This is a genomic window from Stutzerimonas sp. 21-1 (assembly GCF_056336065.1).
In genome coordinates, this window is record NZ_CM150500.1 from 1,218,421 (window position 1) to 1,240,810 (window position 22,390).

Genomic DNA, 22,390 nt, shown 5'->3' on the forward strand with positions numbered 1-22,390 from the left:
TGTTTTGCGACCGATTGGTCACGCCTAGGCGTTGCGAAATTATCGGTTTTTCCTCTGGTTTCGCTGCCAGGTTGCGGATTCTTTTGCCTTTTAATGCACAATAGCCGGCATTAACCCGGCGCTGGGAGCACTCGTACGGCCGTGGTCGACGCGCTCCGAACGTTAGAGAAACGATCAGCCAATCATTCAAGAGGAACGACTGTGTACGACGTCGTCATCAGCGGTACCGGCCTTTACACCCCTGCCAGCAGCATCTCCAACGAAGAACTGGTGGCGTCGTTCAACGCCTACGTGCAGCGCTTCAACAGCGACCACGCGGCTGCCATCGCCGCCGGTGAGGTCCAGGCGCTGCCCGAGTCGAGCGTTGCCTTCATCGAAAAAGCCTCGGGCATCAAGAGCCGTTACGTCACCGACAAGGCCGGTATTCTCGATCCCGAGCGCATGGTTCCGCGCATTCCCGAGCGCAGCAACGACGAGTGGTCGATCCTCTGCGAAATGTCGGTCAAGGCTGCAGAAGAGGCGTTGGCGCGGGCCGGCAAGACGGCCGCCGATATCGATGGCGTGATCGTCGCCTGTTCCAACCTGCAGCGTCCCTATCCGGCCATCGCCATCGAAGTGCAAGCCGCGCTGGGCATCAAGGGCTTCGGCTTCGACATGAATGTGGCCTGTTCCTCGGCGACCTTTGGCATCCAGAACGCGGTGAATAGCGTCAAGCTCGGTCAGGCGCGGGCGATCCTGATGGTCAACCCGGAAATCTGCACCGGCCACATGAACTTCCGCGACCGCGACAGCCATTTCATCTTCGGCGACGCCTGCACCGCGGTGATCATCGAGCGCGCCGATCTCGCGACCTCCGAACACCAGTGGGATGTGGTCAGCACCAAGCTGGTGACCGAGTTCTCCAACAACATTCGCAACAACTTCGGCTTCCTCAACCGCGCTGCCGAAGAGCACAAGGACGACGCGGACAAGCTGTTCATCCAGGAAGGCCGCAAGGTGTTCAAGGAAGTCTGCCCGATGGTCGCCGAGCTGATCGGCGCGCATCTGCAGGAAAACGGTATCGCCGTGGAGACAGTCAAGCGCTTCTGGCTGCACCAGGCCAACCTCAACATGAACCACCTGATCGTGCGCCGGCTACTGGGCCGCGATGCCACCGAGCAGGAAGCGCCGGTGATTCTCGATACCTACGCCAACACCAGTTCGGCCGGTTCGGTGATCGCCTTCCACAAGCACCAGGATGACCTGCCCAGCGGCAGCCTCGGGGTGCTCAGCTCGTTCGGTGCCGGCTACTCGATCGGCAGCGTGATCCTGCGCAAGCGCTGAGTTTTGCCGACGGCGGCTTCAGCCGGCCGTCAGCTCGCGCATCCGCTGCAGCACGGCATGCATGCCGTTGCTGCGCGACGGTGACAGCTGACGCGCTAGCCCGAGCTGGCTGAACCACTCGCTCGGGTCCACGCGCGCCAGTTCGCCGCCATCCAGTCCATCGATGCGGGCCAGCAGCACCGCCAGCAGGCCGCGTAACAGGCGTGCATCGCTGCTGGCGCGGAAATGCCAGCGGCCGTCGCGCTGCTCGCCGACCAGCCAGACCTGACTTTCGCAGCCATGGACCCGATTCGCCTCGCAGCGCTCGCTGTCGGCGAGCGGTTCCAGCTGTTCGCCCCATTGCATCAGCAGGCGCGCACGCTGCTCCCAGCCCGGCGCGGCGCCGAAGGCGGCAAGCGCCTGTTCGGCGCGCGGGGGCAGGGCGCTCATCGCAACAGCTCCAGGCTGCGATCCAGCGCCTCGAAGAAGCGCTGCAGGTCGCCGCCGTCGTTGTACAGGCCGAGCGAGACGCGAATCGCGCCGGTGAGGCCCAGTTGCTTCATCAGCGGCATCGCGCAGTGATTGCCGCTGCGCACGGCGATGCCCTGCTCGGTGAGCAGGTGCGCCAGATCGGCATGATGCACGCCGTCGACGACGAAGCTGGCGAGCGCGACGCTGGGCGCGCCGAGCAGGCGCACGCCTTCGCGCTGGCGCAGGCCGTCGAGCAGGCCGCGGTGCAGCGTCTGTTCGTGCGTCTCGACTGCTGCCGCGTCCAGCCCGGCGAGGTAATCCAGACTGGCGCCCAGGCCGATCACCCCGGCGATCGGCGGCGTGCCCGCTTCGAAGCCGAGCGGCGCGGCATGGAACTCGGCGCTGTGGTATTCGGCGACGCGCACCATCTCGCCGCCGAACTGCCAGTGCCTGAGCTGCAGCAACGACTCGCCACGGCCATAGAGCACGCCGACGCCGTCCGGCCCGTAGAGCTTGTGGCTGGACATCACGTAGAAATCGCAGGCGAGCGCCTGCAGGTCGTGGCGACCGTGCACCACGCCCTGCGCGCCGTCGACGATGGTCAGCGCGCCCTGCGCCCTGGCCAGCGACAGCACAGCCTGCAGCGGCTGCCAGCTGCCCAGCACGTTGGATAACTGGCTCACTGCGAGCAGGCGGGTGCGCGGGCCGATCAGTGCCGCAGCGGCCGGCAGGTCGATGAGGCCTTGCGCATCCAGCGGCAGCACCACCAGGCGGGCACCCCGGCGCAGGGCGAGCTGCTGCCAGGGCAGCAGATTGGCATGGTGCTCCAGGGCACTGATGACGACCTCGTCGTCTGCCTGCAGCAGATGCTCCAGCCCATAGGCCAGCAGGTTCAGCGCCTCGGTGGCGCTGCGGGTAAAGACGATCTCGGTCGGGCCGGCGGCGTTTAACCACCGCGCGACCTTGACCCGCGCGTCCTCGAAGGCGCGTGTGGCGCGTTCGGCCGGCTGGTGCTGGGCGCGGTGCACGTTGGCGGCGCCGCAGGTGTAGTAACCGGTCAGCGCGTCGATCAGCGCCTGCGGCTTCTGTGCGGTGGCGGCGCTGTCGAGATAGGTCTGGCCCTGGGCTTCGAGCACGGCCAGGGCCGGGAAATCGGCACGCCAGGGGGAATGCAAAATCATGTCTGGCCTCGGCGTGGTGCGCGGGCTACCGGGCGACAAGCGCACCGGTAACCCTGGTCGGCGCTCAGTTGTGCGCGTGCAGTGCTTCGTTCAGCTCGATCGCCGACTTGTGGGTCTTGCACTCCACCGCGCCGGTCTGCGAGTTGCGGCGGAACAGCAGGTCCGGCTGACCGGCCAGATCGCGTGCCTTGACCACCTGCACCAGCTGGCTGTTTTCGTCGAGCAGGCTGACCTTGGTCCCGGCGGTGATGTACAGACCGGATTCGACGGTGTTGCGGTCGCCCAGCGGGATACCGATGCCGGCATTGGCGCCGATCAGACAGCCTTCGCCCACGGAAATCACGATGTTGCCGCCGCCGGACAGGGTGCCCATGGTCGAACAACCGCCGCCGAGGTCCGAGCCCTTGCCGACGAATACGCCGGCCGACACGCGGCCTTCGATCATCCCCGGACCGGCGGTGCCGGCATTGAAGTTGATGAAGCCTTCGTGCATCACCGTGGTGCCTTCACCGACATAGGCGCCCAGGCGCACGCGGGCGCTGTCGGCGATGCGCACACCGGTCGGAACCACGTAGTCGGTCATCTTCGGGAACTTGTCCACCGAGAAGACTTCCAGCAGCTCACCCTTCAGGCGGGCTTCCAGCTGGCGCTCGCCCAGTTCGGCGAGATCTACCGCGCCCTGGCTGGTCCAGGCGACGTTGGGCAGCAGCGCGAAGATGCCGGAGAGGTTGAGGCCGTGCGGCTTGACCTGGCGATGCGAGAGCAGGTGCAGTTTGAGGTAGGCCTCGGGCGTCGAGGTCGGCGCGGCATCCTCGGCCAGCAGCGTCACCACCAGCGGGCGCTGGCTCTCGGCCAGGCGCGTGAGCAGTGCGTGCTGCTTGGCATCCAGCGGCTTGACCGCATCGGCCAGCTCGGCGGCCTGGTTGATGGTGATGGCGATGGCCTGGTTGCCGCCGGTGTAGCCGAGGATCGGGCTGATCGCCGCGACCAGCTCGCCGGCCGGTTGCAGCAGCGGCAGCGAGTAGAAGACTTCCAGCCAGTCGCCCTGGCGATTCTGGGTGCCGACACCGAAGGCCAGGCTGAAGAGAGTGGTAGACATAAAAGAATCCTTTTCGTGTGGCGGTCCGTGCCGACGGGCCGCTGTCAGTTCGTGTTCGCCAATGCGGCGGCGTAGAGATCGGGCTTGAAGCCGATCAGGGTCCGGCTGCCCAGGTCGAGCACCGGGCGTTTGATCATCGACGGCTGGGCCAGCATCAGTTCGATGGCCTTGTCCTGGTCGAGATCGGTTTTCTGTGCGTCATCCAGCTTGCGGAAGGTCGTGCCGGCGCGGTTCAGCACCGTCTGCCAGCCATGTTCCTCGCACCAGGCCTGCAGGTGAGCGCGGTCGATGCCGGCACTCTTGTAGTCATGGAAGGCATAGTCCACGTGCTGCTCGTCGAGCCAGGCGCGCGCCTTCTTCATCGTGTCGCAGGCCTTGATGCCGTACAGGCAAATTCCCTGGTTGTCATTGGGCATGGATGCCTCTCCAAACTCCTGCAAAACCGGTGGCGGATTATGCCATGCCCGGCTGTCATGTGTCGGTGCGCGCCGGCCGCGGAGCGCCGTCGCGGCTGTGACCGGAGATGTCGCGCGGCTCAGGCCTGGCCGGCATCGCCGAGGATCTGCTCGATCGCATCGGCGGTGGTCGGGCGAACCGCGCGGGCTATCTCGACGCCCTGGCGCAGCAGGATCAGCGTCGGCCATAGCTTGACGCGAAACGAGCGCCCGAGCGGACGGCCGGGGCCATCCTCGATCTTCAGGTGGCGCAGCGCCGGACGCTCGGCCAGCACCTGCGCCAGCGGCTGCTGGGCGGCACGGCAATGACCGCACCAGGGCGCGCCGAACTCCAGCAATGTCAGCCCGTCGAGGGCATCGACCGCCGCGCGGCTGGGTTCGCTCGCGGCATATTCTTCGGTCATGGTCATCGGTCTTCTCCGGCAGGGCTATGGTTGTATTCAGAGCGTGGCACGACGGGCGCGTTCGGGCCGGGTCGGCGATCTTTTACCAGCGTCTTGTTGTCCATTGGTGACAATCGCAACGACGGGGCACTTCATGGCACGCAGACATTTCGAACATTTCGAGGCGCTGTCTTCGGCCATCCCGCTGGAGGATGGCTATCAGGCGATCATCGCCGTACAGCGGCGGGGCAGCGACGAGCACGTGCATATAGTCAAAGTAGCGGACGGGCGCCGGTTCGATCTGCAATCCGAGGCGCAGAGCGTCGCCGAGGCGGCGCTGAACAAGTTGCGCGAAATCGATGCCGATGGCGAACCGATCTGGGAAGGGTAGCTCCACCGAGGTGAGGAGGCTGACATGAGCGAACAGAACAGGCAGCACGAACCGGAACGGCCCGGGCGGACGGAGCCGGACGAGGAACGGCGCGAGGCCGATCTGCCGGAACACATGAAGCCGGAAAATCTGAAGAAGCTGCGCAACTACGGCAAGGACGCCATACCGCCCGGCGTCTACTGAGCGCAGCGGGCGGTTGCAGCGGCCCTGCGGCCGGTTCAGCGACGTTCGAGGAAGTCGCGGATGCGCTGTGCGGCCTCGCTGCATTCGGCCAGCGGGGCCACCAGCGCCATGCGCACTCGACCGGCGCCGGGGTTGAGCCCGTCGATCTCGCGCGACAGGTAGGAACCCGGCACCACGGTGACGTGCTCTTCGGCGAACAGCTCGCGGGTAAATGCCTGATCGTCGCCTGGCGTCTTCGCCCACAGGTAGAAGCCGCCATCGGGACGCTGCACGTCGAGCACCGGCGCGAGAATCTGCAGCGCGGCGTCGAACTTCGCCCGGTACAGCTCACGGTTGGCGCGCACGTGAATCTCGTCGTTCCAGGCTGCCACGCTGGCCAGCTGGGTCTGCACCGGCATCGCGCAGCCGTGGTAGGTGCGATAGAGCAGGAAGGCCTTGAGAATGTCGGCATCGCCGGCGACGAAACCCGAGCGCAGCCCCGGCAGGTTGGAGCGCTTGGACAGGCTGTGGAACACCACGCAGCGCTTGTAGTCGTGGCGACCGAGGGCGGCGCAGGCGCTCAGCAGGCCGGCCGGCGGATTGGCCTCGTCGAAGTAGAGTTCGCTGTAGCACTCGTCGGCGGCGATCACGAAGTCGTGCTCGTCGGCCAGGGCGATGAGTTTCTGCAGCGTCGGCAGCGGTACCAGTGCCCCGGTGGGATTGCCCGGCGAGCAGAGGAAGAGGATCTGGCAGCGTTGCCAGACTTCGCTCGGCACCGCATCGAAATCCGGATTGAAGCCGTTCTCGGCCAGGCACGGCAGATAGTGCGGCGTGGCACCGGCCAGCAGCGCCGCGCCCTCGTAGATCTGATAGAACGGGTTGGGGCTGATCACCAGACCGTCGGCAGCGCGGCTGACCATGGCCTGGGTGAAGGCGAACAGCGCTTCGCGCGTGCCGTTGACCGGCAGCACCTGACGGGCCGGATCGACCGCGCCCGCGGCCAGGCCGAAGCGCCGCTCGCACCAGCCGGCAATTGCTTCGCGCAGCGCCGGGATGCCCAGGGTGGTCGGGTAGACCGCCAGCTGGTCGAGGTTGTCCCTCAGCGCCTGGGCGACGAAGTCCGGCGAACGATGCTTGGGCTCGCCGATCGACAGTGCGATCGGGCGCTTGTCTGCTGGCGGCACGACGCCGGCGAGCAGGGCACGCAGTTTCTCGAAGGGGTAGGGCTGCAGCAGGGACAGTGCGTCGTTCATGGTTCTGGTTCTTGTCAGTCGCGGGGCGCGCTGCGCCTCATTGGGTTCAATCGTTGCGGGCGCCGCCGTAGTAGGCGCAACCGCGCAGGACTTTGCCGTCATCCAGGCGCAGCTGCGCGCTCAGGTGCGTGAAGGCGCCGCTGGCGCTGTCCTGGCAGCGCTTTGGCGTGACCCACAGCTGCAGCCTTTGCCGGTTGGCTTCGCTGGTGAAGGCCAGCTGGCCCTCGGGCAGCTGCTCTTCCAGATAGGGCAGGGCAAGCGCGGGTTCGTCCGGGCGTTCGAGCAGCAAGCCGTCGCCAGTGATCATCAGGCTCCAGCCGGGTTCGTTGCCGCTGGCGCGCAGGATCAGGCGTGGGAAATTCATATCGTTGCAGCCGGGCCCCTCGCCCTGCAGGCGGTAGAGTCGATGCACCGCCAGCGTGGCTTGCTGCAGATCGAGCGCTCCGCGTACATCGGCGAACAGTTGCGCCTGTCCGTCCGCCATCAGCTCACTGGCCTGCTCGAGCAGCTCGCCATCCTTGGTGTCGCGTAACCGCAGCGCCGGCAGCTGGCTGCACGGCTGCAGCTGCCAGACATCGCCCTGGCGCGTCAGCATGCCCTGCAGACGATCACCGGCCGGCGCGGACGCCTCGGTGTGAAACAGCGACTGGCAGCCAGCGAACAGCGGCAGCAGGACGAGCAACAGGGCGCGAGCGGCGGTCATGGGGTACTCGACAGGGAGAGGGCGGCACCGCAGAGCGGCGCCGCGAGTGATCAGTTGCCTTTGACGGCGCGGCCGTCGACGCTGCCTTCCTGCAGCATGATCTGGTACTGCTTGCCATCCTTTTCCACCTGATGCAGGCGCACCAGCAGATAGTTCCAGTCCTTGGCGAACCAGAGGATGGTCTCGCGCTTGCTCTGCGTCGGATCGCGCACGCGCTCGACCTTGATCGCGTCGACCTGGCCGGCCTGAGTGTCGACCTTTTCCTCACCGAGCACGCGGAAGTCGTAGGTTTCGATCTCGTCGCCGTCGACCACCTGATAACTCATGCTCTGCTTGCCTTCCGCCACTTCCTGCTGCAGAGCGACCTGATAGGTCGACTTGTCCAGCAGGCCGCGGTGCAGCGTCAGCTTGACCGGATCGCCGCGGTCGCTGCCGACCACCTGCTTGGCCTGCCAGTCGAAGTCGTGCTTGATCTTCTTGCCCTTGCCCAGGCCGCCGCGTTCGAGGCGATAGCTGTCCGGCAGGAAGGTGTCACCCTCGACGCGAAACGTGCTGCGCTCGCTGAAGCTGGCAACCAGCATCGAAGCCTCGAAATCGAGCTGCCAGCGGCCATCCTGCGTTTTCGCCAGGCTGCGTTCGGCGGTGCCGCTGACCGGTACCTGCGTCCAGTCGGCGGTGTAGCTGGCGGAGAAGGGCTTGAGCTCCAGCGCGTGGGCCGGCAGGGCCAGCACGGCGAGAGCGAGCAGCAAGGCGCGACGCATAATCTCTCCTAGGTTCGTATCAGATGGCCGGAGACCGGCAGTTTTTCGCCGTCCAGCATCGCGCCCTGCTCGCCGAGGCGCAAGCGCCCTTCGGCGAACCAGCGAACGGCGAGCGGGTAGATGCGATGTTCTTCGACATGCACGCGGTCGGTCAGTTGCGCGACGCTTTCATCCGGGCGGATCGGGATCGCCGCCTGGATCGCCACCGGCCCGCCGTCCAGCTCTTCGGTGACGAAGTGCACGCTGCAGCCGTGTTCGGCATCACCGGCAGCCACGGCGCGGTTGTGCGTATCCAGCCCCTTGTGGCGGGGCAACAGCGACGGGTGGATGTTCAGCAGACGTCCCTGATAATGGCGGACGAAGCCGGGCGTGAGGATGCGCATGAATCCGGCGAGCACGACCAGATCGGGCTGGAACGCGTCGATGGCGGCCATCAGTGCCGCATCGAAAGCCTCGCGGTCGGCGAACTCACGGTGCGACAGCACCTGCGTGAGAATGCCGGCGGCCTGGGCGCGTTGCAGTCCGTAGGCATCGGCACGGTTGGAAATCACCGCGCCGATGCGTGCCGGGTTGCTGTCGCTCTGGCTGTCGATCAGCGCCTGCAGGTTGCTGCCGGACCCGGAGATCAGGACGACGACGTTGCAGGGCATCAGTGAGCTTTCAGGTTGTTCAGCTGGACCTGCGCCGCGCCTTCGGCGGCCTCGGCGATCCGGCCGATCACCCACGGTTGCTCACCGCTGGCGCGCAGGTTGGCCAGCGCCACGTCGACTTGGTCCTGAGCGACGCAGATGACCATGCCGACGCCGCAGTTCAGCACGCGGTGCATCTCGTGCTCGTCGACGTTGCCCTTTTCTTGCAGCCAGTCGAACACCGCCGGGCGGTTCCAGCTGGCCACGTCGATCACCGCCTGAGCGCCTTCGGGCAATACGCGTGGGATGTTGTCGAGCAGGCCGCCGCCGGTGATGTGGGCCATGGCCTTCACCGCGCCGGTTTCCTTGATGAGTTTCAGCAGCGGCTTGACGTAGATGCGCGTCGGCGCCATCAGCAGATCGGCCAGCGGCTTGCCGTCGAGCTGCACGTTCTCGATATCGGCGCCGGCGACTTCGATGATCTTGCGAATCAGCGAGTAACCGTTGGAGTGCGGACCGGAAGAGGGCAGGGCGATCAGCGCGTCGCCAGTGGCGACCTTGGAGCCGTCGATGATCTCGCTCTTCTCCACCACGCCGACGCAGAAGCCGGCCAGGTCGTAGTCCTCGCCCTCGTACATGCCGGGCATTTCGGCGGTTTCGCCGCCGACCAGCGAGCAACCAGCCAGTTCGCAGCCGGCGCCGATGCCGGTGACTACGGTGGCGGCCACATCGACGTTGAGCTTGCCGGTGGCGTAGTAGTCGAGGAAGAACAGCGGCTCGGCGCCGCAGACGACGAGGTCATTGACGCACATGGCGACCAGGTCCTGGCCGATGCTGTCGTGCTTGTTCAGGTTCAGCGCCAGACGCAGCTTGGTGCCGACGCCATCGGTGCCGGAGACCAGCACAGGCTGCTTGTAGCCGGCCGGAATCTCGCAAAGGGCGCCGAAGCCACCCAGGCCGCCCATCACTTCAGGGCGCGCGGTGCGCTTGGCCACGCCCTTGATGCGTTCGACCAGCGCTTCGCCTGCATCGATATCGACGCCAGCGTCCTTGTAGCTAATGGAGGGTTGCTTGCTCATAGAGTCCGGGCCTGTGAGAGGAGTGCGGGTTTCGACCGTGCGACGGCCAGCGGAAGCATGCCTTCGGCTGGCGCAGGATTTCCGGCCCGCGGTGGGGCGTCGGAGTCGGTCTGCGGAAAGCGCGCGATTTTATCAGGCTTGCCACGCAGCGACCATCCCGTCCGGGGCGCTGGGCGTGGGCAGCTACGACCGGGCACGGCGGTGACCCAGCCGACAGGCCGGGCGTGTGTCGGTTGCCGGGTATCCGGCGGCTGTTTAAGGTATGCGCTCCCGTTCCCCGCCGGCGATCAGCCGCTCTCGCGAGAACCCTCCATGCGCCTAGTTTCCCGTTTCCTCGTCGTCTGCCTCGCGCTCGCGGCGTCGCCGCTGTTCGCCGAACCGCTGCGCACGCTCTATCAGGTGCGCGAGCCGGTGCCCAGCCAGCAGGCCGACGCGCGCGGCGAGGCGCTGCAGCGAGCCTTCGATACGCTGTTGCTGCGCCTGACCGGCGATGCCGACAGCGCCGGCAAATCGGCGCTGGCCGAACTGCGTAAGGCCCCGCAGAAGCTGATCAGCCGTTACGGCTACGAGGGCGACAGCATTGTCGTCGAGTTCGATCCGGCCACCACCGAGCGCACCCTGCGCGAGGCCGGCCTGGCCTTGTGGGGTGCCAATCGGCCGGTGGTGCTGGCGTGGTGGTTGAGCGAGACGGCCAATGGCACCCAGCTGCTGGGCGATGCGCAGGACGGTGCGACCACGCTGCAGGCCGCGGCTCGGCATCGCGGCCTACCGTTGCGTCTGCCGCTGGCCGATCTGCAGGAACAGCTCGCGGCAACGCCCGAAACGCTCGCCGCCGCGGACGCCCAGGCGCTGCGCGAACCGTCCGAACGCTATGCCGCCGATGCGTTGCTGACGGTGCATGCGCGTGAGGCTGAGGAAGGCTGGCAGGCGCGCTGGAACCTTTGGCTGAACGATGCCCACGGCAGCGGCCAGGCCAAGGGCGATAGCCAAGCGGCGGTCGCCGACGCAGTGATGCTCGCGGTGAGCCAATACCTGGCGCCGCGCTATGTCGTTGCGCCGGGCGCAGCCAAGGAGCTGACGCTGGAAGTGCTCGGCGCAGACATCACCCGCTTCGCCGAGCTGGACAAACTGCTGCAGCCGCTCGGCGGCACGCTGCTGAGTGTCGAACGCGACCGTCTGGTCTATCGCGTGACCGCCAGCCCCGAGCAGTTGCGCGCCCAGCTGGAGTTGGCGCATCTGCAAGAGGTTCCGGCCGAGCCGGCACCGCTTGATGCCAGTGCGGCGCCGGTAGCGCCGGAGCAACCGCCGGCGGCGCAACCTGCGCCCGACACGGTGCTGCGCTACCGCTGGTAGGCGCTACTACAACCCTCTATCCAAGTCTCCTGACCGCAAGGCGCCGCGCAATGAACATGAAAGATTCCAACCACTGGCTGTGGCTGGCCGGACTGCTGCTGTGCGGCTGGTTGGTCTACCTGCTGACGCCGATTCTCTCGCCGTTCCTGGTGGGCATCCTGCTGGCCTACCTGGGCGATCCGCTGGTCGACCGTCTGGAGCGCTGCAAACTGTCGCGCACCTGGGCGGTGATCGCCGTGTTCACGCTGTTCAGCCTGCTGCTGTTGCTGCTCCTGCTGGTACTGCTGCCGATGCTCGGCAAGCAGCTGATGCATCTCTATCAACTTGCGCCGCTGGCGCTGGACTGGCTGCAGCAGCAGGCGCTGCCCTGGCTGCAACAGCAGCTGGGCCTGGAGGAAGATTTCTGGCGACTCGACCAGCTGAAGGCGGCGCTGTCCGGGCATCTGGGCAGCACGACCGACCTCGTCGGGGTGATCCTCAGCCAGGCAACGGCATCGAGCCTGGCGTTGCTGGCATGGGTCGGCAACCTGCTGCTGGTGCCGGTGGTGAGCTTCTATCTGCTGCGCGACTGGGACCTGATCATGGCCAAGCTGCGCAGCCTGCTGCCGCGTCGCCGCGAGGACGTGGTGATGACGCTGATCGGTGAATGCCACGAAGTGATCGGCGCGTTCCTGCGCGGCCAACTGCTGGTGATGCTCGCGCTGGCGGTGATCTACGCCAGCGGTCTGATGCTGGTCGGCCTGGAGCTTGGTTTGCTGATCGGCGTGCTTGCCGGTCTCGCCAGCATCGTGCCGTACATGGGCTTCGTCGTCGGCTTCGCCGCAGCGGTGATCGCCGTGCTGTTCCAGTTCGGCCTGGAGCCTTATCCGCTGCTGGGCATCGCGGCCGTCTTCACGGTCGGCCAGCTGCTCGAGGGCATGCTGCTGACGCCGATGCTGGTGGGGGATCGCATCGGACTGCACCCGGTGGCGGTGATCTTCGCGGTGCTTGCCGGTGGCCAGCTGTTCGGTTTCACCGGCGTGCTGCTGGCGCTGCCGGTAGCGGCGGTGATCATGGTTCTGCTGCGCCATGTGCATGATCTCTATAAACTCTCGGACCTTTACGCAAAGCCTGCCGCCGTCGCGGCCGAACCACCATCCGAGCCATGAAACCCATCCAGCTGCCCCTCGGCGTGCGTCTGCGCGACGATGCCACCTTCGCCAACTTCTATCCGGGCGCCAACGCCGCGGCGCTCGGCTATGTCGAGCGGCTCTGCTCGCCGGCAGCGGGCTGGTCGGACGAACTGATCTATCTGTGGGGCAGTATCGGCGTTGGTCGCAGCCATCTGCTGCAGGCGGCCTGCCTGCGTGTCGAGGAGCGTGGCGAGCAGGCCGTCTATCTGCCGCTGGCCGAGGTCGCCGAGTATGGCCCGGCGTTGCTCGACAACCTCGAGCAGTGCGAACTGGTCTGTCTCGACGATCTCGACGCGATCGCCGGCAATGCGGTGTGGGAGGAGGCGTTGTTCCACCTGTTCAATCGCCTGCGCGACAGCGGCCGACGCCTGCTGCTGGCCGCCGATGCCTCACCGCGTGAGCTGGCGGTGCAGTTGCCTGACCTCAAATCGCGGCTGAGCCTGGCGCTGGTGTTCCAGCTGCAGCAGCTGTCCGACGAAGACAAGCTGCGCGCGCTGCAGCTGCGTGCCTCGCGTCGCGGACTGAATCTGCCGGATGACGTCGGCCGCTTCATCCTCACCCGCGGCGCGCGCAGCATGAGCGCGCTGTTCGAGCTGCTCGATCGCCTCGACCAGGCGTCGCTGCAGGCGCAGCGCAAGCTGACCATTCCCTTCCTTAAAGAAACCCTCGGCTGGTAGCGCTACGGCGCCTGAACGGGGCTTGCCAGTAGCTCGAAGGCGATGCTCCAGTTCTGCAGCGGGTAGGGCTTGCCGTCCAACGCCGGGATGTTCGCCTCGGCGGGCATGCCCTGGTCCGGTAGGTATTCGTAGCTGGCATCGGCCTGCGTGGCATCGCTGTCGCGCAGCTGGCCGGCACCGCCGACCTGGAAACTCGCGTAGGTGATGCGCGGCTGTCCGGCCAGTTCGCGCCCGGCGCGCAGGCGAACGATGGTGTCGGCGGCGATCTCTACCGCAGTCAGCGGCACTTCGCCTTTGTCGTCATAGACCATGAAGCCCTTGTTCTTCACCGGCCGCGCGACGTGGCCGAGGTAGGGTTCGGCGAACTGCAGCGGCGGCTCGGGAACGTGGAAATCTAGCAGAATCTCGCGCCCCGCGACGGTGGCCTGGCGCGGCGCCAGCGGCTGCCATTTGCGCCCCTCGACGACGACCCGGTGGTAGACCTTGCCGAGCATCTGGCCGAACCAGCGATAGCCGTTGGCCGACAGGTGCACGCCCTTGTCGACGTACGGGTACACCGGGCCGGCGAGAAACCAGTTGGGCTCCCCCTGGGCCAGTTCCCATTGCGCCATGCCGACCGCGAGCGAGCCGTCCTTCACCGAGGATTTGGCGTCAGTCTGATAGCTGATGAACGCGGGCATTCGTGACTGCCCGGTGATGGCGCGGGTGTCGTCATAGAGGTCGTCGCGCAACTGGCGTGCCAGCTGCTTGTAGCGCGTTTTGTCGTTCACCCCGCCGTTGGTGTGGGAATAGTCGAACTCGCCCTGCATCCAGAAGAATGCGCTGACGGCATAGCTGGCGTTCTCCGCGTCGGCGAGCGCCTTCGCCTGGTCCATGGCTTGCGGCACGCGGCGGTATTCGTGGGTGCCGCCGGTCTTCGACAGCTGGGCGATGGAGCGCCCGGAGGTTGCCGCGTTGCTGGCAAGGAACAGGTGCTGCGGATCGGCGTCGCTGCCGCGCTTTTGCAGATACAGGCGTCGCGCCATGTTCAGCGCACCGATATCCACCGATTCACCTTCCTCCTGGGCGTGTTCTTCGAGCTGGGCGACCTGCGCCGGTTCGAGAATGATCCGCGCATCGCTCTTGCGCTGCACCACCGCGCGCAGCGGGCTGAAGGCTGTCTGGCCGACGGGTTCGAAGGACGCGCCGCTGAAGGTCGCCGAGCGCACCGCCTGGCCGAGCATCAGATTGTCGTAGCGCGCCTCGGTCGACAGCGCCGGCCAGCCTTCGGCCGCCGAGGCGAGCGACTGGCCGAAGGTGATGATGTGGTTGTAGCGCGCGGTCGGTGCCGCCGATTGCCCGTTCGGTGCCAGCTGCAACTGTTCGCTCAGGCGTTTGTTGTGCGCGTCACGCTCGGCCAGCGAGGTGCCGTTCGTCGCCCAGGCGGGCAGCGCGGCGACCGTGGCGAGTAGCGCGAACGCGCCGGCGCGCAGGTGCCACGGCCGGCCGGAGGGGCGCACGTCAGTCCCTGGCAGGGCATTGCACAGGATTGCGTTGGGGCTCCATCTGTCGCGCATTTCGACTCCTTTAGCGATCGAATGTCGCCGTTTCGATGCCGGTTGATTGCCGAAGTTCGCGCTCGATCGCGCGCTTTGTGCTGGCATTTTGGCATGCATGCCGATTCAAAAAATTCCCTCGAAATAATTTGACGCACCTGATCGGCGTGGCTAGATTCGTCGCCTTCTATGCAAATGATAATAATTCCGATTAAGAATGGCTAAGGAGGTCGCGGTGAACGCATGGGCTCAGGCAGTACTCTCTGGCGCCCGCCAGAGCCGTATCTTTGACCCTGGTTTCCGGTTTTATTCGCCGACTGGCGGAGTCGAGGCGAGCGGCTGTTTCGCTTCGCTCACCCTGCCCTGCGGCGACGATGGACAGGCGCTCGAGCGCAGCCTGCAGCAGGCATTCGACGATGCGCGTCGGGCCGGGCTGAGCAATCCCGCGGTAGTCGGGGTGATTCCCTTCGACAAGGCGCAGCCATCACGACTCTTCGTGCCGCGGCATCTGGCGTTCCTGCCACCCAGCGCGCCGCCCACCGCGATCTGCGGATTGCCCTGCGGCGCCGCGCGCAGCTGCATCGAGCAGCCGGGGCGCGCTGGCTTCTGCGATGCGGTCAATCAGGCACTGGATCTGCTGCGTGAAGGCCGCATCGACAAGGCCGTGCTGTCGCGTCTGCTGCAACTCGAATTCGACGAACCGCCCTGCGCGCAGACGATCTTCCAGGGTCTGCGCCAGCAGAACCCCGAGGCCTACCACTTTGCGGTCGATCTGCCCGGCGAGGGTGTGCTGATCGGCGCCAGTCCGGAGCTGCTGCTGCGCAAGCACGGGCGTGCGTTCAGCACCAACCCGCTGGCGGGCTCGGCCAAGCGTTCGCCCGACCCGCGGACCGACGCGGATGCCGCCCACGCGCTGCTCGATTCGGCCAAGGATCAGCACGAGCATCGACTGGTCATCGACGATCTCGATCGCCAGCTGCGACCGCTGTGCCGCAAGCTGAACATCCCGTCGGCGCCGACGCTGCTCAAGACCGCCAAACTTTGGCATCTGTCCACGCCGATCGACGGCGAGCTGAACGAGGAGTTATCGGCTTTGCAGTTGGCCTGCCGGCTGCACCCGACGCCGGCGCTGTGCGGTTTTCCCACCGCTGCCGCCAAACAGGTGATCGCCGAGCTGGAGCCATTCGACCGTGGCGTGTTCGGCGGCATCGTCGGCTGGTGCGATGCCGCCGGCAATGGCGAATGGGCGGTGGTGATCCGTTGCGGAATCATCCAGCAGACTCGCGTGCGCCTGTTCGCCGGCGCCGGTCTGGTCAGCGCGTCCTGCCCGGAGGCGGAATGGCGCGAGACTGGCACCAAGCTCGGCACCATGCTTGCCGCCTTCGGTCTCGACAAGGAGGCCGTGTGAGCCTGATTCCGTTCACCCGCTGGCCGGACGCATTCGCCGAGCGCTACCGCCAGGCCGGTTACTGGCTGGGCAAGCCGCTCAGCCACATGCTCGCGGTTCAGGTCGAAACGCAGCCGGAGGCCATTGCCGTGGTCTGCGGCGAGCGCGAGCTGAGCTACGCCGAACTGGATGCATTGTCCACCAACCTGGCCCAGCGGCTGGCCAATCACGGCCTCGGTCAGGGCGACCGGGCGCTGGTGCAGCTGGGCAACCAGGCCGAGCTGTACATCGTCTTCTTCGCGCTGCTCAAGGCTGGCATTGCGCCAGTCAACGCGCTGTTCAGCCATAGTCGGCTGGAGCTGCGCGCCTATGCCGAGCAGATCCGTCCGCGCCTGCTGATCGCCAGCCGTTTGCATCCGCTGTTCCAGAACGACGACCTGTTTCTCGCCGAACTGCAGCAGCTGGCCGGCATCGACACCGCCTTGCTGCATGCCGACGGTCAGGCAGCGCGCAGCCTGGCGGCCTGGCTGCAACCGGTGGCCGCCGCGCGCGAGTTTGCGCCGACGCCGGCGGACGAGGTGGCGTTCTTCCAGCTCTCCGGCGGCAGCACCGGCACGCCGAAGATGATCCCCCGTACCCACGACGACTACTACTACAGCGTGCGGCGCAGCGTGGAACTGTGCGGTTTCGACCGTGACACGCGTTACCTCTGCGCACTGCCGGCCGCGCACAACTTTCCGCTCAGCTCACCCGGCGCGCTGGGCGTGTTCGTCGCCGGTGGCCGCGTGGTGCTGGCGGCCGATCCCGGCCCGGCCAGCTGTTTTGCGCTGATCGCCGCGCAGCGGATCAACGTCGCCGCGCTGGTGCCGCCGGCGCTGTCGCTGTGGCTGCAGGCGGCGCCGGGACATGAGGCCGAGCTGGCCTCGCTGCGGCTACTGCAGGTCGGCGGCGCGCGGCTGCCGGAAGCACTGGCGCGGCGCATCCCGACGGTGCTCGGCTGTCGTCTGCAGCAGGTCTTCGGCATGGCCGAGGGGCTGGTCAACTACACCCGCCTGGACGATGACGACGAGCACGTCTACCTGACCCAGGGCCGGCCGATGAGCCCGGACGACGAGGTCAAGGTGGTCGACCGCGACGGGCGTTCGGTGGCGCCGGGGCAGGTCGGCGCGCTGCTGACCCGCGGGCCCTACACCATCCGCGGCTATTTCCAGAGCCCCGAACACAACGCCCAGGCCTTCGATGCCGAGGGTTTCTACCGCTCCGGCGATCTGGTGCAGCTGCGCGCGGACGGCTACCTGGTGGTGGTCGGACGCATCAAGGACCAGATCAACCGCGGCGGCGAAAAGATCGCCGCGGAAGAAGTGGAAAACCTGCTGATGGCGCATCCGGCCGTCACCCATGCGGCGCTGGTTTCCATGCCCGACGAGGCGATGGGCGAGAAGAGCTGTGCCTTCATCGTCAGCCGCGACCCGACGCTCAAGGGCGTCGCCCTGCGCAAGTACCTGCGCGGCCTCGGGCTGGCCGACTACAAGCTGCCGGACCGCATCGAGCGGGTTGCGGCGCTGCCCATGACGGCGGTGGGCAAGGTGGACAAGACCCGTCTGCGCCGCCGTCTCGCCGAACAACTGACCGTCACCGAATAAGGACTTCGCACATGGCTATTCCCTCTCTCACGCCCTACCGACTGCCCAGCGAATGGGCGGTGAACAAGGTCCAGTGGCCGGTCGAGCCGGCGCGCGCGGTGCTGCTGATCCATGACATGCAGGACTACTTCTGCGACTTCTGGGGCGAGGACAGTCCCTTCGTCGCCGCGCTGGTCGAGCGCCTGGCCGCCGTGCGCGCGCGCTGCAAGGCGCTCGGCATCCCGGTGGTCTACACCGCGCAACCGGGGCAGCAGGCCGACGGCGAGCGGGCGCTGCTCAATGACATGTGGGGGCCGGGCATCACCCAGTACCCGGCGCGCCAGGGCATCGTCGCCGGCCTGGCGCCGGCGGCGGACGACACGGTGCTGGTCAAATGGCGTTACAGCGCCTTCCAGCGTTCGCCGCTGGAACACCTGTTGCGCGAGCTGGGCCGTGATCAGCTGATCATCGGTGGCATCTACGGTCACATCGGCTGCCTGATGACTGCCTGCGACGCGTTCATGCGCGACATCCAGCCGTTCCTGCTGGCCGATGGCATCGCCGACTTCACTCAGGCCGACCACCAGATGGCGCTGAACTACGTCGCCACGCGCTGCGGGCGGGTCATTGAATGCCGCGAGGTACTGGAACTGGGCCGGGCGCCGCGCCTGGCGCTGACCCGCGACGCGCTGCAGGCGCGCCTGCTGGCGATGCTCGATGAGATCGACGAGCCATTCGATCCGGACGAGAACCTGCTCGACTACGGCCTGGATTCGATCCAGGTGATGTCGCTGCTCAGCGAGTGGCGCGAGCAGGGGTTGGAATTGAGCTTCACCGATCTGGCGAAGACGCCGACGCTCAATGGCTGGTGGGCGCAGATCCAGCAGCACGGAGGTGCCGCATGAGGCCGCTGGGCAATGCGCAGCAGGGCCTGTGGTACGGCTACCTGCTCAACGAAGACCGCGCCATGTTCAACACCGCCGAATGCATCGCCTTCGCCGGCAAGGTGCAGGCGCCGCTGCTGATCGGCGCGGTGCAGCAGGCGGTGGGCGAGTGCGAGGCACTCAGCGGGCGCTATGTGACCGACGGCGAAACGGTGTGCTTCGACCCCTGCGAGCTGCCGCTGACGGTGGCGCAGCTGGAGGTACCGGCGTTCGCCGATGCCGAGGCCTGGGTGCGCGACTGGGCGATGGCCGACATCCGTCAGCCGTTCGACCTTGAGCGCGAGCTGGCCTGCCGCTTCGTCCTGCTGCGCGCGGCGGGGCAGGATTTTCTCTACAGCTGCGTGCACCACATCGCCCTCGATGGCTATGGCACCAACTTGCTGTACCAGCGCATCGCCGAGCTCTACGGCGCCGCTGTGCGCGGCGAACCGGCACCGGCTTGCGGCTTCGGCCGTTATGCCGATGTGCTCGCCGAAGACACCGAGCGCGATGCGCAAAACAAGACTGCCGCGGCGCGCGGCTACTGGCTGGAGACCTTCTCGCGGCTGCCGGCGCCGCTCAGCTTCAGCGAGCGTAGCGCGCCGATCTCGGCGACCTTCGTGCGGCACGGCGCGCGCTTTCCGGCGCCGCTGTGGCAGCTGCTGAGCGCCACCGCCGACGCCCACGGCATCGGCTGGGCCGATCTGCTGCTGGCCGCGCTCAGCGCGCAGCTGCGCCAGGTCAGCGGCAGCGATGCCCAGGTGTTCGGCCTGATGGTGATGAATCGCATCGGCTCGGCTTCGTTCAACGTGCCGTGCATGCAGATGAACATCGCGCCGCTGTGCCTGCAGGCCGATGGCGACGCCAGCCTGATCGCCTCTGCGAAGGCCATCGGCAAGCTGCGCCGCGCCAGCCGCAGGCATCAGCATTACCGCTATGAAGCGTTGCGCCGCGACCTTGGCCGCGTCGGTGGCGAGCAGCGGTTGTTCGGCCCGCTGATCAACATCATGCCGTTCGACCGCCCGCTGGCCTACGGCGAGCTGGCGGCGCGCACGCTCAACCTCAGCGCCGGCCCGGTGGAAGACCTGACCTTGGAGGTGCAGGTCGGTGCCGATGGCATCCCTCAACTGGACTACGACGCCAACCCGGCGTGCTACAGCGCCGAGCATCTGCGCGCGTTGCAGGAAGAACTGTTCGAACTGCTGCGCCGCTGGCTGGCGGCACCCGAGCTGCCGCGCGACCTGGTCCTCGATGCCTGGATGGCCGACTACCGATTTCGCCAGCGCCTCAGCGCGCCGGCCACGGAACAGGCGCAGCTCGGCGAGGTGACCAGCGTGCTGGCGGCGATCCGCGCTCACGCCGAGCGCCAGCCGGAGCGCATCGCCCTCTGCCAGGGCGAGCGCAGGCTGAACTACGCCGCGCTACTGGCGCGCGCCGAGGAGATCGCCGCGGCGCTGGCGGAGCAGGGCGTGCAACCCGGCGAGCGGGTCGGCGTCATGCTCGCGCGCTCGCCCGAGGCGATCCTCGCCCAGCTCGGCGTGCTGCTGGCCGGCGCCGTCTACGTGCCGCTGGACGCCGAACAGCCGGCCGAACGGCAGACACTGATCTGCGCCAGCGCAGAACTGGCGCTGGTGATCACCGAAGCGGCCTATCGGCATCGCCTGGCCGACAGCTACGCCGGACCGATCCAGCTGGTCGGCCAGCTCGCCAGCCATGAGCGCCGCCATGCGCCGCGCAGCGGCGAGGCGGCCGCCTACCTGATGTTCACCTCCGGCTCCACCGGCACGCCGAAGGGCGTGGAGATCAGCCATCGCGCGCTGGATCACTTCAGCGCGGCGGCGCGCCTGCGGTATGGCGTGACGGCGGACGACCGCATGCTGCAGTTCGCGCCGTTCAACTTCGATGCGAGCATCGAGGAAGTCTTCGTCAGCCTGAGCGCCGGCGCGACCCTGGTGCTGCGTACCGATGCGCTGCTGCAGTCGATCGATACCTTCGTCGACGGCATCGAGGCGCAGGCGATCAGCATCGTCGACCTGCCGACGGCGTTCTGGAACGAATGGGTGGTGGCGCTGCGCAGCGGCCAGGCGCGGATTCCAGCAGGGTTGAAGACGGTGATCATCGGCGGCGAGGCGGTATTTCCCGAACAGCTGGCAGCCTGGCAACGGGTAGCCGGGCCGCAACTGCGGCTGATCAACACCTATGGACCGACCGAGGCCACGGTGGTCGCCAGCAGCTGCGATCTGCAGAGCGCCGACGCCAGCGCCGAACGCCTGCCCATCGGGCTGCCGCTGGCGACGGTGCAGGCGCTGGTGCTCGAACGCGGCGACCGTCCAGCCGCCGAGGGTGAGCTGGTGCTGTGCGGCCCGCAGCTGGCCAGCGGCTATATCAACAGCGCGTCCGCGGCCTTCGCCCGTCTGCGCATCGGTGCGCACGAGGAGACCGTCTATCGCACCGGCGACCGCGTGCGCCGCGTCGACGGTCAGCTGGTCTACCTCGGCCGGCTGGACAACGAATTCAAGATCAGCGGCTACCGCATCCAGCCCGGCGAGGTGGAGGCGCGCCTGCTGGCGCTGGACGGCGTCGACGAGGCCTGCGTGCTCGGCCTCGAGCTGGGCGGCGGCCTGCGCCGGCTGGTGGCCTTCGTCGCTGGCCCGTGTGACGACCTGCGGGCGATTCGCCGCGAGCTGGGCCAGGTATTACCGGCGGCGATGGTGCCGACCGACTACCGCCACTACCGCGTGCTGCCGCGCACCGGCAGCAACAAGCTCGACCGCAAGCGTCTGCAGGCCGAGTACCTGCAGGGTGCGACGACGCAGGCGCTGGACGATGCGACCCAGCAGCGGGTCAGCGCCATCTGGCAGCAGATCCTCGGCGTCGGCGGCATCCAGGCGCAGGACAACTTCTTCGAACTCGGTGGCCAGTCGTTGCAGACCATCCAGATCGTCAACCGCCTGGCCGCCCAGTTCGGCACCGCGGTGAAGGTCTCGGATGTGTTCGACAACCCCTGTCTGGCGGATTTCTGCCGCTTCCTCGACAGCCGGCTGCGGCAGGGGGAAGCGCAGGTGGAACTGGTCTGGTGAGGACATGCAGATGACACAGCAGATGGATTTTCTCGGGCGGCGCATCTGGGTCACCGGCGCTGGCCAGGGCATCGGCCGCGCGGTGGCCGAGGGCTTTGCCCGGCTCGGCGGTGAGGTGGTGGGGCTGGACCGAGCGTTCCCGGAGTGCGACTACGGCTATCGCACCCATGTGCTCGATGTGGGCGATGCTGGCGCCGTGCGTCAAGTCTGCGCCGAGCTGCTGGTGCCGGGGCAGGGCATCGACGTGTTCGCCAGCGTCGCCGGCATCCTGCGCCTCGGCGCGATCGAAGAGCTGAGCCTGGCCGACTGGGACGACTCGCTGCGGGTCAACGTCTCCGGGCCGTTCTACCTGCTGCGCGAGCTGCTGCCGCGCTTCCGCGCGCAAGGCCGTGGCGCGGTGGTGGCGGTGAGCAGCAATGCGACCCGGGTGCCGCGCATGCAGATGGCGGCCTATGCCGCTTCCAAGGCAGCGCTGACCAGCCTGATCCGCACCGCCGGGCTGGAGCTGGCGAGCTGCGGCGTGCGCTGCAACCTGGTGTCGCCGGGTTCCACCGATACCGCCATGCAGCGCGGCATGTGGGCCGACGATAGCGGCCGCGCGCGGACCATCGCCGGCCTGCCCGAGCAGTTCAAGCTCGGCATCCCGCTGCAGAAGATTGCCACGCCCGAGGAGGTGGCCAATACGGTGCTGTTCCTCGCCTCGGACCTGGCCAGCCACATCACCCTGCAGGACATCGTCGTCGACGGCGGTGCCACCCTGGCAGCCTGAGAG

22 protein-coding genes are annotated in these 22,390 nt (G+C 67.2%); 11 read left to right on the plus strand and 11 right to left on the minus strand.

Going from position 1 to position 22,390, the window contains the following annotated elements:
* Nucleotides 1-201 precede the first annotated feature (201 nt).
* The gene (locus AC0ZJQ_RS06040; RefSeq protein WP_167136393.1) at nt 202-1,323 is read left to right on the plus strand and encodes a beta-ketoacyl-ACP synthase III; all 1,122 of its coding nucleotides are present in this window, start codon (nt 202-204) and stop codon (nt 1,321-1,323) included.
* An 18-nt stretch (nt 1,324-1,341) separates the two neighbouring features.
* Here the strand turns inward: AC0ZJQ_RS06040 and AC0ZJQ_RS06045 are convergent, their stop codons facing one another.
* The 5 genes from AC0ZJQ_RS06045 to AC0ZJQ_RS06065 form a co-directional block, all read right to left on the minus strand.
* Entirely contained in the window at nt 1,342-1,752 is a 411-nt protein-coding gene (locus AC0ZJQ_RS06045) for a SufE family protein (protein ID WP_165595235.1), read from the minus strand.
* Nucleotides 1,749-2,954, minus strand: a complete 1,206-nt coding sequence (locus tag AC0ZJQ_RS06050) for an aminotransferase class V-fold PLP-dependent enzyme (RefSeq protein WP_165595234.1) — start codon at nt 2,952-2,954, stop codon at nt 1,749-1,751. Before AC0ZJQ_RS06050 ends, AC0ZJQ_RS06045 begins: the two co-directional genes overlap by 4 nt.
* 64 nt (nt 2,955-3,018) lie before the next feature.
* Nucleotides 3,019-4,053, minus strand: a complete 1,035-nt coding sequence (gene dapD, locus AC0ZJQ_RS06055; protein ID WP_008568143.1) for a 2,3,4,5-tetrahydropyridine-2,6-dicarboxylate N-succinyltransferase — start codon at nt 4,051-4,053, stop codon at nt 3,019-3,021.
* A gap of 44 nt (nt 4,054-4,097) precedes the next feature.
* Nucleotides 4,098-4,469, minus strand: coding sequence for an ArsC family reductase (locus tag AC0ZJQ_RS06060; protein WP_167136397.1), 372 nt, complete (start codon nt 4,467-4,469; stop codon nt 4,098-4,100).
* Nucleotides 4,470-4,588: 119 nt separating this feature from the next.
* Nucleotides 4,589-4,918, minus strand: a complete 330-nt coding sequence (locus AC0ZJQ_RS06065; protein WP_008568141.1) for a thioredoxin family protein — start codon at nt 4,916-4,918, stop codon at nt 4,589-4,591.
* A 127-nt stretch (nt 4,919-5,045) separates the two neighbouring features.
* On the opposite strand from AC0ZJQ_RS06065, the gene AC0ZJQ_RS06070 reads away from it, so the two are divergent.
* On the plus strand, nt 5,046-5,282 hold the full coding sequence (locus tag AC0ZJQ_RS06070) for a hypothetical protein (protein ID WP_008568140.1): 237 nt from the start codon (nt 5,046-5,048) through the stop codon (nt 5,280-5,282).
* Between the two features lie 24 nt (nt 5,283-5,306).
* The gene (locus tag AC0ZJQ_RS06075; protein WP_008568139.1) at nt 5,307-5,465 is read left to right on the plus strand and encodes a hypothetical protein; all 159 of its coding nucleotides are present in this window, start codon (nt 5,307-5,309) and stop codon (nt 5,463-5,465) included.
* 35 nt (nt 5,466-5,500) lie between these two features.
* Here AC0ZJQ_RS06075 and dapC read toward each other — a convergent pair whose 3' ends face one another.
* Genes dapC through purM form a run of 5 tightly spaced genes read right to left on the minus strand, consistent with a single transcriptional unit; the run spans nt 5,501 to nt 9,869 of the window.
* Nucleotides 5,501-6,697 (minus strand): succinyldiaminopimelate transaminase, encoded by a 1,197-nt coding sequence (dapC, locus tag AC0ZJQ_RS06080; RefSeq protein WP_314019851.1) that lies wholly within the window; start codon nt 6,695-6,697, stop codon nt 5,501-5,503.
* 46 nt (nt 6,698-6,743) lie between these two features.
* Nucleotides 6,744-7,400, minus strand: coding sequence for a COG3650 family protein (locus AC0ZJQ_RS06085; protein ID WP_165595229.1), 657 nt, complete (start codon nt 7,398-7,400; stop codon nt 6,744-6,746).
* A 50-nt stretch (nt 7,401-7,450) separates the two neighbouring features.
* Entirely contained in the window at nt 7,451-8,161 is a 711-nt protein-coding gene (locus tag AC0ZJQ_RS06090) for a DUF3108 domain-containing protein (RefSeq protein WP_008568136.1), read from the minus strand.
* An 8-nt stretch (nt 8,162-8,169) separates the two neighbouring features.
* Nucleotides 8,170-8,811 carry a phosphoribosylglycinamide formyltransferase gene (gene purN, locus AC0ZJQ_RS06095; RefSeq protein ID WP_476477501.1) on the minus strand — a complete coding sequence of 214 codons (642 nt, stop codon included), beginning with the start codon at nt 8,809-8,811 and terminating at the stop codon, nt 8,170-8,172.
* Nucleotides 8,811-9,869 carry a phosphoribosylformylglycinamidine cyclo-ligase gene (gene purM / locus AC0ZJQ_RS06100; protein WP_165595227.1) on the minus strand — a complete coding sequence of 353 codons (1,059 nt, stop codon included), beginning with the start codon at nt 9,867-9,869 and terminating at the stop codon, nt 8,811-8,813. The genes purN and purM overlap by 1 nt, the downstream gene beginning before the upstream one ends.
* A gap of 312 nt (nt 9,870-10,181) precedes the next feature.
* Between purM and AC0ZJQ_RS06105 the strand changes: the two genes are divergently transcribed.
* Genes AC0ZJQ_RS06105 through hda form a run of 3 tightly spaced genes read left to right on the plus strand, consistent with a single transcriptional unit; the run spans nt 10,182 to nt 13,071 of the window.
* Entirely contained in the window at nt 10,182-11,222 is a 1,041-nt protein-coding gene (locus AC0ZJQ_RS06105) for a DUF2066 domain-containing protein (protein ID WP_165595226.1), read from the plus strand.
* 50 nt (nt 11,223-11,272) lie between these two features.
* Nucleotides 11,273-12,370, plus strand: coding sequence for an AI-2E family transporter (locus tag AC0ZJQ_RS06110; RefSeq protein ID WP_178091740.1), 1,098 nt, complete (start codon nt 11,273-11,275; stop codon nt 12,368-12,370).
* Nucleotides 12,367-13,071 (plus strand): DnaA regulatory inactivator Hda, encoded by a 705-nt coding sequence (gene hda / locus AC0ZJQ_RS06115; protein ID WP_008568131.1) that lies wholly within the window; start codon nt 12,367-12,369, stop codon nt 13,069-13,071. Before AC0ZJQ_RS06110 ends, hda begins: the two co-directional genes overlap by 4 nt.
* Before the next feature lie 2 nt (nt 13,072-13,073).
* On the opposite strand, the gene AC0ZJQ_RS06120 is transcribed toward hda, so the two are convergent.
* On the minus strand, nt 13,074-14,627 hold the full coding sequence (locus AC0ZJQ_RS06120) for a phosphate ABC transporter substrate-binding protein (protein WP_155552156.1): 1,554 nt from the start codon (nt 14,625-14,627) through the stop codon (nt 13,074-13,076).
* 214 nt (nt 14,628-14,841) lie between these two features.
* Here AC0ZJQ_RS06120 and AC0ZJQ_RS06125 point away from each other — a divergent pair, with 214 nt between their 5' ends.
* The 5 genes from AC0ZJQ_RS06125 to dhbA are packed head-to-tail and all read left to right on the plus strand — an operon-like array spanning nt 14,842 to nt 22,387.
* Complete coding sequence (locus tag AC0ZJQ_RS06125) at nt 14,842-16,014, plus strand: isochorismate synthase (RefSeq protein ID WP_237264625.1); 1,173 nt, start codon at nt 14,842-14,844, stop codon at nt 16,012-16,014.
* A complete protein-coding gene (locus AC0ZJQ_RS06130; protein WP_237264624.1) occupies nt 16,011-17,636 on the plus strand; it encodes a (2,3-dihydroxybenzoyl)adenylate synthase in 1,626 nt (541 codons plus the stop codon). Before AC0ZJQ_RS06125 ends, AC0ZJQ_RS06130 begins: the two co-directional genes overlap by 4 nt.
* 11 nt (nt 17,637-17,647) lie before the next feature.
* Nucleotides 17,648-18,520, plus strand: coding sequence for an isochorismatase family protein (locus tag AC0ZJQ_RS06135; protein ID WP_237264623.1), 873 nt, complete (start codon nt 17,648-17,650; stop codon nt 18,518-18,520).
* Nucleotides 18,517-21,618, plus strand: coding sequence for an amino acid adenylation domain-containing protein (locus tag AC0ZJQ_RS06140; RefSeq protein WP_314019859.1), 3,102 nt, complete (start codon nt 18,517-18,519; stop codon nt 21,616-21,618). The genes AC0ZJQ_RS06135 and AC0ZJQ_RS06140 overlap by 4 nt, the downstream gene beginning before the upstream one ends.
* Before the next feature lie 4 nt (nt 21,619-21,622).
* Nucleotides 21,623-22,387, plus strand: a complete 765-nt coding sequence (gene dhbA / locus AC0ZJQ_RS06145) for a 2,3-dihydro-2,3-dihydroxybenzoate dehydrogenase (RefSeq protein WP_155552162.1) — start codon at nt 21,623-21,625, stop codon at nt 22,385-22,387.
* Nucleotides 22,388-22,390 lie beyond the last annotated feature (3 nt).

Excerpts from the sequence above, each read along its gene's own strand:
- AC0ZJQ_RS06045 (WP_165595235.1), bottom strand. The coding sequence starts at position 1,752 with ATGAGCGCCCTGCCCCCGCGCGCCGAACAGGCGCTTGCCGCCTTCGGC.
- AC0ZJQ_RS06050 (WP_165595234.1), bottom strand. The coding sequence starts at position 2,954 with ATGATTTTGCATTCCCCCTGGCGTGCCGATTTCCCGGCCCTGGCCGTG.
- dapD (WP_008568143.1), bottom strand. The coding sequence starts at position 4,053 with ATGTCTACCACTCTCTTCAGCCTGGCCTTCGGTGTCGGCACCCAGAAT.
- AC0ZJQ_RS06060 (WP_167136397.1), bottom strand. The coding sequence starts at position 4,469 with ATGCCCAATGACAACCAGGGAATTTGCCTGTACGGCATCAAGGCCTGC.
- AC0ZJQ_RS06065 (WP_008568141.1), bottom strand. The coding sequence starts at position 4,918 with ATGACCATGACCGAAGAATATGCCGCGAGCGAACCCAGCCGCGCGGCG.
- AC0ZJQ_RS06070 (WP_008568140.1), top strand. The coding sequence starts at position 5,046 with ATGGCACGCAGACATTTCGAACATTTCGAGGCGCTGTCTTCGGCCATC.
- AC0ZJQ_RS06075 (WP_008568139.1), top strand. The coding sequence starts at position 5,307 with ATGAGCGAACAGAACAGGCAGCACGAACCGGAACGGCCCGGGCGGACG.
- dapC (WP_314019851.1), bottom strand. The coding sequence starts at position 6,697 with ATGAACGACGCACTGTCCCTGCTGCAGCCCTACCCCTTCGAGAAACTG.
- AC0ZJQ_RS06085 (WP_165595229.1), bottom strand. The coding sequence starts at position 7,400 with ATGACCGCCGCTCGCGCCCTGTTGCTCGTCCTGCTGCCGCTGTTCGCT.
- AC0ZJQ_RS06090 (WP_008568136.1), bottom strand. The coding sequence starts at position 8,161 with ATGCGTCGCGCCTTGCTGCTCGCTCTCGCCGTGCTGGCCCTGCCGGCC.
- purN (WP_476477501.1), bottom strand. The coding sequence starts at position 8,811 with ATGCCCTGCAACGTCGTCGTCCTGATCTCCGGGTCCGGCAGCAACCTG.
- purM (WP_165595227.1), bottom strand. The coding sequence starts at position 9,869 with ATGAGCAAGCAACCCTCCATTAGCTACAAGGACGCTGGCGTCGATATC.
- AC0ZJQ_RS06105 (WP_165595226.1), top strand. The coding sequence starts at position 10,182 with ATGCGCCTAGTTTCCCGTTTCCTCGTCGTCTGCCTCGCGCTCGCGGCG.
- AC0ZJQ_RS06110 (WP_178091740.1), top strand. The coding sequence starts at position 11,273 with ATGAACATGAAAGATTCCAACCACTGGCTGTGGCTGGCCGGACTGCTG.
- hda (WP_008568131.1), top strand. The coding sequence starts at position 12,367 with ATGAAACCCATCCAGCTGCCCCTCGGCGTGCGTCTGCGCGACGATGCC.
- AC0ZJQ_RS06120 (WP_155552156.1), bottom strand. The coding sequence starts at position 14,627 with ATGCGCGACAGATGGAGCCCCAACGCAATCCTGTGCAATGCCCTGCCA.
- AC0ZJQ_RS06135 (WP_237264623.1), top strand. The coding sequence starts at position 17,648 with ATGGCTATTCCCTCTCTCACGCCCTACCGACTGCCCAGCGAATGGGCG.
- AC0ZJQ_RS06140 (WP_314019859.1), top strand. The coding sequence starts at position 18,517 with ATGAGGCCGCTGGGCAATGCGCAGCAGGGCCTGTGGTACGGCTACCTG.
- dhbA (WP_155552162.1), top strand. The coding sequence starts at position 21,623 with ATGCAGATGACACAGCAGATGGATTTTCTCGGGCGGCGCATCTGGGTC.